Below are 8,872 nucleotides of genomic sequence, written 5' to 3'. Positions count from 1 at the left end.
CGTCTATTCAGAAGCCGATCGCGACGCCAAATATGTGCGGCTCGCCGACGAGGCCGTCTGCATTGGCCCGGCGCCCTCGGCCCAGAGCTACCTCAGCATGCCGGCCATCATTGCGACGGCCGAGGTGACGGACGCTGAAGCCATCCACCCCGGGTACGGCTTCCTCAGCGAGAACGCCGACTTCGCCGAGCGCGTCGAGCGCAGCGGCTTTACCTTCATCGGCCCGACGCCTGAGTCCATCCGCCTGATGGGAGACAAGGTCTCGGCCAAGCAGGCCATGATCCGCGCCGGCGTGCCCTGCGTGCCCGGCTCCGAGGGCGCCCTGCCCGAGGACCCGAAGGAGATCATCAAGATCGCCCGATCGGTGGGCTACCCCGTCATCATCAAGGCGGCCGGCGGCGGCGGCGGGCGCGGCATGCGCGTCGTGCACACCGAGGCGGCTCTGGTGCACGCGGTGCAGACGACACGCGCCGAAGCGGGTGCGGCCTTCGGCAACCCCGAGGTCTACATGGAGAAGTTCCTGGAGAACCCACGCCATGTGGAGATCCAGATCCTCGCTGACACCTTCAAGAACGCCGTCTGGCTGGGTGAGCGCGACTGCTCCATGCAGCGCCGCCACCAAAAGATCATCGAGGAAGCGCCGGCACCCGGCATCCCGCGTCGCAACATCGAAAAGGTGGGCGACCGCTGCGCGGCGGCCTGCAAGAAGATGGGCTACCGCGGCGCCGGCACCTTCGAGTTCCTGTACGAAAACGGCGAGTTCTACTTCATCGAGATGAACACGCGCGTCCAGGTGGAGCACCCGGTCACCGAGATGGTCACCGGCATCGACATCGTGCAGCAGCAGATCAAGATCGCAGCCGGCGAGAAGCTGCCGTTCACGCAGCGCCAGATCGAGATGCGCGGCCACGCCATCGAATGCCGCATCAACGCCGAAGACCCGGTCAAGTTCGTGCCCTCGCCCGGCCGCATCACGATGTGGCACGCGCCGGGCGGGCCCGGCGTGCGCGTGGACTCGCATGCCTACACGAACTACTTCGTGCCGCCCAACTACGACTCCATGATCGGCAAGATCATCGTCCACGGCGACACGCGTGAGCAGGCCCTGGCGCGCATGCGCATCGCGCTGAGCGAGACGGTCGTCGAAGGCATCCAGACCAACATCCCGCTGCACCGCGAGCTGATGGCCGACGCCAAGTTCATCGAAGGCGGCACATCCATCCATTACCTTGAAGGCTGGATGGCTGCCCACAAGCGATGAGCAACCTCTTCGAGTTGGCCCTGGTCTGCCACGAGGCCGACGTCGAGATCGTCAGCGATGCGCTGATGGAGATCGACGCTCTCGCGGTCTCGGTGGAGGATGCCGACGCAGACACCGAGGCTGAGCACGCCTTGTTCGGCGAACCCGGCATGCCGGCGCCCGCCGCCGGTTGGGAGCGCTCGGTCGTCAAGGCCCTCTTTCCCACCGAGCCCGAGGCCACCGAGGCGGCGACGCTGATCCTGGCCCAGGACTGGGCTACGGATGTGCATGTGCAAGCCATCCAGGCTGTGCCCGAGCAGGACTGGGTGCGCCTGACGCAAAGCCAGTTCGCGCCGGTCGAGATCACGCCCGAGTTCTGGATCGTGCCGAGCTGGCACGAGGCACCGCCGCAGGCCCAACGCGTCATGCGCCTAGACCCCGGGCTGGCCTTCGGTACAGGCACACATCCAACAACGCGCATGTGCCTGCGCTGGATCGCGACCCATTCCCAGCCCTGGATTCGCGTGCTGGACTACGGCTGTGGCTCCGGCATCCTTGCCATTGGCGCGGCCCTGCACGGCGCGCGTGACATCGACGCCGTCGACATCGACCCGGCTGCCGTCACTTCGTCGCGCGACAACGCGGCGGCCAATGGCGTCACGCTGAAACCCGGCCTGCCGGAGCTGGCCCGGGGCGAGTACCCGCTGGTCATGGCCAACATCCTCGCCACGCCGCTGAAGCTGCTCGCACCACTGCTCTGCGCCCATGTCGCGCCCGGCGGCAACCTGATCCTGGCTGGCATCCTGAGCCGCCAGGCTGAGGAACTGAAGGCCGCCTACGCGCCCTGGCTGGCGCTTGAAGTCAGCGATGAAGAGGATGGCTGGATCCTGATGACGGCCCAACGACCGGCATGAGCCTCGCGACGCGCTGCACGGCCTGCGGAACGATCTTCAGGATCGTCGAGGACCAGTTGCGCGTCTCCGATGGCTGGGTGCGCTGTGGCCGTTGCGCAGAGATCTTCGACGCCCGCGAACTGCTGTTCGACATCGAGCGGGACGCTCCACCGCCCTGGCCGCCACAGTATGCGCCGGCCACCGTGGTGCCGGAGCCCGAGCCCCTGCCACCGCCTCCCCCTCCGCCACCTCCGCCCCCGGTCTACACACCGCCAGCGGACTGGATGCCGCCCCCCGAACCCGAGCCCCGTGCCGAGGCCTTGCCTACCGGCTGGCCCTCCGAGTACGGTCGGCAGGAAGCCAGGCCCGAGCCTCATTGGGTGGGTGACGACCGTGCCAGCGAGCCGGTTGCCGCCCCCCCGCCCATGGTGGCGCGTGATGCCGGGCCGGAACCGTCGATGGCCGAGATGGCTCCCATCACGGCCGAGCCGGCGGAGCGGCCGGGCAAGCCCGCAAAGGTCGCCAAAGCCGCCAAGCCGCAGAAGCCCGGCAAGGCCGAGGCGCCCGGCAGACTCGTGCCCGAGTTCATGCGCAAGGCCGAGAACACCGCTCGCTGGAATCGCCCTGCCGTGCGTGTGGCCCTCGGCGTCGCATCCCTCTTGCTTGCCGCATTGCTGGCCCTGCAGGTGACGCTGCACTTTCGCGACGCCATTGCCGCCCTGCWCCCGCCCCTGCGCGAGCCATTGAAGGCGCTGTGCAGCGCCGCTGGCTGCGAGGTCAAACCGTGGCGGCGCATCGAGGCGCTCAGCATCGAATCGACGGCGCTCAGCCCGGTGGGCGCCGGCAGCTACAAGCTCAATCTCGCGCTGCGCAACAAGACCAGCGTGGACGTCGCCGCGCCTTGGGTGGAATTGAGCTTGACCGATGCCAACGGCGCGGCTTTCTCCCGCCGCGTGCTCGGTCCCGAAACCCTGTCCCCGGTGCTGACGCAGGTCAATGCCGATTCTGAACAGGCCTTGAGCCTGGTGTTCGGAACGGGTGGCCAGAAGGTCAGCGGCTACAGCGTCAACATCTTCTACCCCTGAGAGCGTCGACTCCGACTGCCCATCAACGGCCACCCCGCACCGCGTCATGGCCTCGTTGCCGTCCCAATGGGAAAGGCGCAGAGCCCATGCGAGTCCCTGAGACTTGAGCGCTTCGACCAACGTCAGACGTCAGGCCGGAACACGCTGGCGTGCTGCGGGGAGAGAGGCAAGGGGTCTACGCCCGGAATTGACTTTAGGTCGGCAGATTCGCGGGCCCTGTAGGACCATGCCGCATCGCCCGGACAAGCCGTTAGCAGATGCATCCCGGCCTTCCGAACAGTGCGCCGGAAATAAAAAACCCGGCACCGAAAATTTCGGGCCGGGTTGCCTGCTTCGCCGGGATCCGGGTGGACGAACCACCCGGCGGCGAGTCAGCGGATCGCCTGGTTAGGGCTTGTTGCCGGTCGGGAAGGGCCAGGCAGCTTGCGGGCTCAGAGCCGTCTTGGCCGCAGGAGCGGTTGCAGCAGCGGCAGGCTTGGCAGCCGGGGCAGGCTTGGCGGCAGCCTTCTTCGGAGCTGCAGCCTTCTTGGCAGCAGGCTTCGCGGCGGGCTTGGCAGCGGCCTTCTTGGGCGCAGCAGCCTTCTTGGCCGGAGCGGCCTTCTTGGCGGGTGCAGCCTTCTTGGCCGGAGCGGCCTTCTTGGCGGGTGCAGCCTTCTTGGCCGGAGCGGCCTTCTTGGCGGGCGCAGCCTTCTTGGCCGGAGCGGCCTTCTTGGCGGGCGCAGCCTTCTTGGCCGGAGCGGCCTTCTTGGCCGGAGCGGCCTTCTTGGCGGGTGCAGCCTTCTTGGCCGGAGCGGCCTTCTTCGCTGCGGCCTTAGCCGGGGTCTTTGCAGTTGCCATGGTTTTCTCCTTGATCAAGTGGAAAAGTCACCGTTCTGTGCGGACCGGTCCGCCCAGATACGGTTATTCACCGCCCGAGAGTCGCCCAGGAGGAGCGCCTCGATACGGTGAATGGGATCGCCATGCAGCCCCGCCACGTCTAGCGTGTTGATGCGGGTTTCGCTCGGTGACTGCATTGGCCAGGTCTTGATCTTGTGATGGCTGGGACTTCAGTCCCAGCTCAGTGCCCCGCCTGATTGGTACTCGATGACGCGCGTCTCGAAGAAGTTGCGTTCCTTCTTCAAGTCGATCATCTCGCTCATCCAGGGGAAGGGATTCTCTTCGTTCGGGAACAGGGCTTCGAGGCCGATCTGCACCGCACGGCGGTTGGCGATGAAGCGCAGATAGCCCTTGAACATCGAGGCATTGAGGCCCAGCACACCACGCGGCATGGTGTCCTCGGCGTAACGGTATTCCAGTTCGACGGCCTTCAGGAACAGCGCCTTGATCTCGGCCTTGAATTCGGCCGTCCAGAGGTGCGGGTTCTCAAGCTTGATCTGGTTGATCAGGTCGATGCCGAAGTTGCAGTGCATCGACTCGTCGCGCAGGATGTACTGGTACTGCTCGGCTGCACCCGTCATCTTGTTCTGGCGGCCCATCGCCAGGATCTGCGTGAAGCCGACGTAGAAGAACAGGCCTTCCATCAGGCAGGCGAAGACGATCAGGCTCTTCAGCAGCGTCTGGTCGTTCTCCGGCGTGCCGGTGTGAAAGTGCGGGTCCATGATCGCGCCGATGAAGGGGATCAGGAACTCGTCCTTGTCGCGGATGGACTGGACTTCGTTGTAGGCGTTGAAGATCTCGCTCTCGTCCAGACCCAACGACTCCACGATGTACTGGTAAGCGTGCGTGTGGATCGCCTCTTCGAACGCCTGGCGCAGCAGGAACTGGCGAGCCTCGGGTGCCGTGATGTGGCGGTAGGTGCCCAGCACGATGTTGTTCGCGGCCAGCGAGTCAGCGGTGACGAAGAAGCCGAGGTTGCGCTTGATGATGCGGCGCTCGTCTTCGGTCAGGCCGTTGGGATCTTTCCAGAGCGCGATGTCGCGGCTCATGTTCACTTCCTGCGGCATCCAGTGGTTGGCGCAGGTGGCGAGGTACTTTTCCCAAGCCCACTTGTACTTGAACGGCACCAGCTGATTCACATCGGTCTGGCCGTTGATGATGCGCTTGTCGGCAGCCTTCACGCGACGCGCGGTGGTTGGTTCGCCGGACAACTTGGGAGCGGGAGAGGAAGCGAGAGCAACTTCAGGCATCAGGGGCGCCGAAGGCAGTGCCGCGACAGGCTTCGCGGTGTGTGTGTCGGTGGACTTCAGGTCTTCGTCCCAATCCAGCATGGTGTGCTTCCTATCACTTCGAATTATCGGCAGTGCTTGTGCAAATCAACAAGAACTAGCTACAGCTATTTGCATCGTTCGCGCAAAGTTTGTTGCGCGTGGGCATCGAAACCGACGCTCTCACTTGTATAGACAAGTGAGAGCGTCACTCCGAATTTACTGGCAGGCCTCGCAATCCGGATTGTCGATCGAGCAGAACTTCATGTCCGTCGCCGGCAGTTCGGGCTCGACGACGGCAACCGGCGCGACCGGTGCGGCGGCCATCGCTGCGGTGCTGTTGGACACCGCGTTGAGCTGGCCCGAGCGCGTCACCGTGCTCTTCTCGGCCTGCGTCGCGCTGGTCGTGCGCAGGTAGTAGGTCGTCTTCAGGCCGCGTTGCCAAGCGAGCTTGTAGGTCTCGTCGAGCTTCTTGCCCGACGCGCCGGCCATGTAGATGTTCAGGCTCTGCGCCTGGTCGATCCACTTCTGGCGGCGAGCACCGGCCTCGATCAGCCACACGGTGTCGACTTCAAAGGCCGTCGCGTAGAGCGCCTTGATCTCCTCCGGCACGCGGTCGATGCGACGCAGCGAGCCGTCGAAGTGCTTGAGGTCCATGACCATCACGTCGTCCCACAGGCCCAGCGCCTTCAGGTCGCGCACCAGCGATTCGTTGATGATGGTGAATTCGCCCGACAGGTTGGACTTGACCGACAGGTTGCCGAAGCACGGCTCGATGGAGGCGTCCACGCCGATGATGTTGGAGATGGTCGCCGTCGGCGCGATCGCCACGCAGTTGCTGTTGCGCATGCCGAAGCTGGCGATGCGGCCGCGCAGGGCGTCCCAGTCCATCGTGGTCGAGCGGTCGACGTCGACGTAGCCGCCGCGGGCCTCGGCCAGCAGGTCCAGCGAGTCGATCGGCAGGATGCCGCGATCCCACAGCGAGCCCTTGTAGGTGGAGTAGCGGCCGCGTTCCTCGGCCAGTTCGGTCGAGGCCCAGTAGGCGTGATAGCAGACGGCCTCCATCGAGCGATCGGCGAAGTCGACGGCAGCCTGCGAGGCGTAGGGAGTGCGCAGTTGGTACAGCGCGTCCTGGAAGCCCATGATTCCCAGGCCGACCGGGCGGTGGCGCAGGTTGGAGTCGCGCGCCTTCTTGACGGCGTAGTAGTTGATGTCGATGACGTTGTCGAGCATGCGCATCGCGGTGCGCGTCGTCTTCTTCAGCTTGGCCTGGTCGATCTGGCCATCCTTGATGTGCTGGGCCAGGTTGACGGAGCCGAGGTTGCAGACGGCGATCTCGCTGTCGTTGGTGTTCAGSGTGATCTCGGTGCACAGGTTGCTGGAGTGCACCACGCCGACGTGCTGCTGCGGGCTGCGCACATTGCAGGCGTCCTTGAACGTGATCCAGGGGTGGCCCGTCTCGAACAGCATCGACAGCATCTTGCGCCACAGGTCCTTAGCCGGCATGCGCTTGAAGAGCTTGATCTCGCCGCGGTCGGCCTTGGCCTCGTAGGCCGTGTAGGCCACTTCGAAAGGCTTGCCGAACAGGTCGTGCAGGTCCGGGCAGGTGCTGGGGCTGAACAGCGTCCAGTCACCGCCTTCGAGCACACGGCGCATGAACAGGTCGGGAATCCAGTTCGCCGTGTTCATGTCGTGCGTGCGGCGGCGGTCGTCGCCGGTGTTCTTGCGCAGGTCCAGGAACTCCTCGATGTCGAGGTGCCAGGTTTCCAGATAGGCGCAGACGGCGCCCTTGCGCTTGCCGCCCTGGTTCACGGCGACGGCCGTGTCGTTGACCACCTTCAGGAAGGGCACAACGCCCTGGCTCTTGCCGTTGGTGCCCTTGATGTGCGAGCCCAGCGCGCGCACCGGGGTCCAGTCATTGCCCAGGCCGCCGGCGAACTTGCTCAGCAGCGCGTTCTCCTTCAGCGCCTCGTAGATGCCGTCGAGGTCGTCGCTGACGGTGGTCAGGTAGCAGCTCGACAGCTGCGAGCGGCGCGTGCCGGCGTTGAACAGCGTCGGCGTGCTGGACATGAAGTCGAAGCTCGACAGCACTTCATAGAACTCGATGGCGCGGGCTTCGCGGTCGATCTCGCCCAGGGCCAGGCCCATGGCCACGCGCATGAAGAAGGCCTGAGGYAGCTCGATGCGCTGCTCTTCGATGTGCAGGAAGTAGCGGTCGTACAGGGTCTGCAGGCCGAGGTAGTCGAACTGCAGGTCGCGCTCGGGCTTGAGCGCTGCACCCAGCTTGACCAGGTCGTACTGCTGCAGCTTCTCGTCCAGCAGTTCGGCCTTCACGCCCTTCTTGATATAGCCGGGGAAGTACTCGGCATAGCGCTGCGTCATCTCGCCCTGCAGCACCTCGCCACCGAGGATCTCGCGGCGGATCGTGTGCAGCAGCAGGCGCGCGGTGGCGCGGCTGTAGCCCGGGTCCTTCTCGATCAGCGTGCGCGCGGCCAGGATGGCGGCCTTGTAGACCTCGTCGATGGCGACGCCGTCGTACAGATTGCGCTGGGTCTCGGCCAGCACCGGATCAGGCTTGACGTCGGCGCCGAGGTTCTCGCAGGCCGACGCGATCAGCGACTTCAGCGCACCCAGGTCCAGCGGGCGGCGCTCGCCGCGGTCCACCACCATCACCACCGGCTCGGCGGCGCGCGTGGCCTCGCCCTGCGCGGCGCGCTCCTGCGTGCGGCGCTCGCGATACAGCACGTAGGCGCGAGCGACTTCATGGTTGCTGCTGCGCATCAGGCCCAGCTCGACCTGGTCCTGCACATCTTCAATATGGAAGGTACCGCCACTCGGACGCGAGCGCAGCAGGGCGCGCACGACGTTCTGGGTCAGCTGCTCCACCGTCTCACGCACGCTGGCCGAGGCTGCGCCGCTGGTGCCATGCACGGCCAGGAAAGCCTTCATCAGCGCAACGGCGATCTTGCTCGGCTCGAACGAGACCACGGCGCCATTGCGGCGAATGATCTGGTAGGCCTGATAGCCGGACAACGCAGGGGCGCTGGGGGCGGTGGCGTCGGATCCAAACGCGACCGGGGACTGCGACGACAGCGAGGCGGAGGTGGCCTGGCCCGTGGCGGCTTCATGCAGCATGAGGGGATCCTTTATCGAGAAATGACGGGCAAATGCGCGGCATCAACCCGAAGGTCGGGCCAGCGCATCGTGCGGTGCTTCAGTGGGGTATTTCGTCCCTGCCGCTCCATTGCCAGGCCGGCGTTTCGGCTTGGTCCCCGGGCGCTTTGCTGCCGTGGCCAAGCCACTGCAAACAGCGAATCCGAGGGGATGGTCATGGGGTCGACTGGCTCAGCAGGATATCACGAAGGAACACTATATCTATGGCCCCCGCCGCCCTCAAGCACTACCGCTAGTGTCAAACCCTGGCCGCGATTTCTCTGGACAAATGCCCTGCGCGCGCCTTTGGCCGATCAGATCGGGGCTTGCAACCGGCAACCCGCATCAACACTGGGC

At 65.4% G+C, this 8,872-nt stretch carries 6 protein-coding genes; 3 read left to right on the top strand and 3 right to left on the bottom strand.

All coding sequences use genetic code 11. The features are described from left to right. The 3 genes from accC to ACXJKR_RS16925 form a co-directional block, all read left to right on the top strand. On the top strand, window positions 1-1,261 hold a 1,261-nt coding region (gene accC / locus ACXJKR_RS16935; protein WP_457323812.1), incomplete at its 5' end, for an acetyl-CoA carboxylase biotin carboxylase subunit. Then, a complete protein-coding gene (gene prmA, locus ACXJKR_RS16930; RefSeq protein ID WP_457323811.1) occupies window positions 1,258-2,154 on the top strand; it encodes a 50S ribosomal protein L11 methyltransferase in 897 nt (298 codons plus the stop codon). The genes accC and prmA, both read left to right, overlap by 4 nt. After that, entirely contained in the window at window positions 2,151-3,218 is a 1,068-nt protein-coding gene (locus ACXJKR_RS16925) for a zinc-ribbon and DUF3426 domain-containing protein (RefSeq protein ID WP_457323810.1), read from the top strand. The genes prmA and ACXJKR_RS16925 overlap by 4 nt, the downstream gene beginning before the upstream one ends. A 387-nt stretch (window positions 3,219-3,605) precedes the next feature. Here the strand turns inward: ACXJKR_RS16925 and ACXJKR_RS16920 are convergent, their stop codons facing one another. The 3 genes from ACXJKR_RS16920 to ACXJKR_RS16910 form a co-directional block, all read right to left on the bottom strand. Then, window positions 3,606-4,055 (bottom strand): histone, encoded by a 450-nt coding sequence (locus ACXJKR_RS16920; RefSeq protein ID WP_457323809.1) that lies wholly within the window; start codon window positions 4,053-4,055, stop codon window positions 3,606-3,608. A 209-nt stretch (window positions 4,056-4,264) separates the two neighbouring features. Beyond that, window positions 4,265-5,425 (bottom strand): ribonucleotide-diphosphate reductase subunit beta, encoded by a 1,161-nt coding sequence (locus ACXJKR_RS16915; RefSeq protein WP_457323808.1) that lies wholly within the window; start codon window positions 5,423-5,425, stop codon window positions 4,265-4,267. Window positions 5,426-5,581: 156 nt separating this feature from the next. Continuing rightward, a complete protein-coding gene (locus ACXJKR_RS16910; protein ID WP_056203543.1) occupies window positions 5,582-8,497 on the bottom strand; it encodes a ribonucleoside-diphosphate reductase subunit alpha in 2,916 nt (971 codons plus the stop codon). Between the last annotated feature and the right edge of the window lie 375 nt (window positions 8,498-8,872).

It is taken from the genome of Roseateles sp. P5_E11 (assembly GCF_054049355.1).
This window is presented reverse-complemented; position numbering and strand designations above follow the sequence as displayed.

Bases quoted from the DNA above. Each gene is read 5' to 3' on its own strand.
- prmA (WP_457323811.1), top strand. From the start codon at position 1,258: ATGAGCAACCTCTTCGAGTTGGCCCTGGTCTGCCACGAGGCCGACGTC.
- ACXJKR_RS16915 (WP_457323808.1), bottom strand. From the start codon at position 5,425: ATGCTGGATTGGGACGAAGACCTGAAGTCCACCGACACACACACCGCG.
- ACXJKR_RS16920 (WP_457323809.1), bottom strand. From the start codon at position 4,055: ATGGCAACTGCAAAGACCCCGGCTAAGGCCGCAGCGAAGAAGGCCGCT.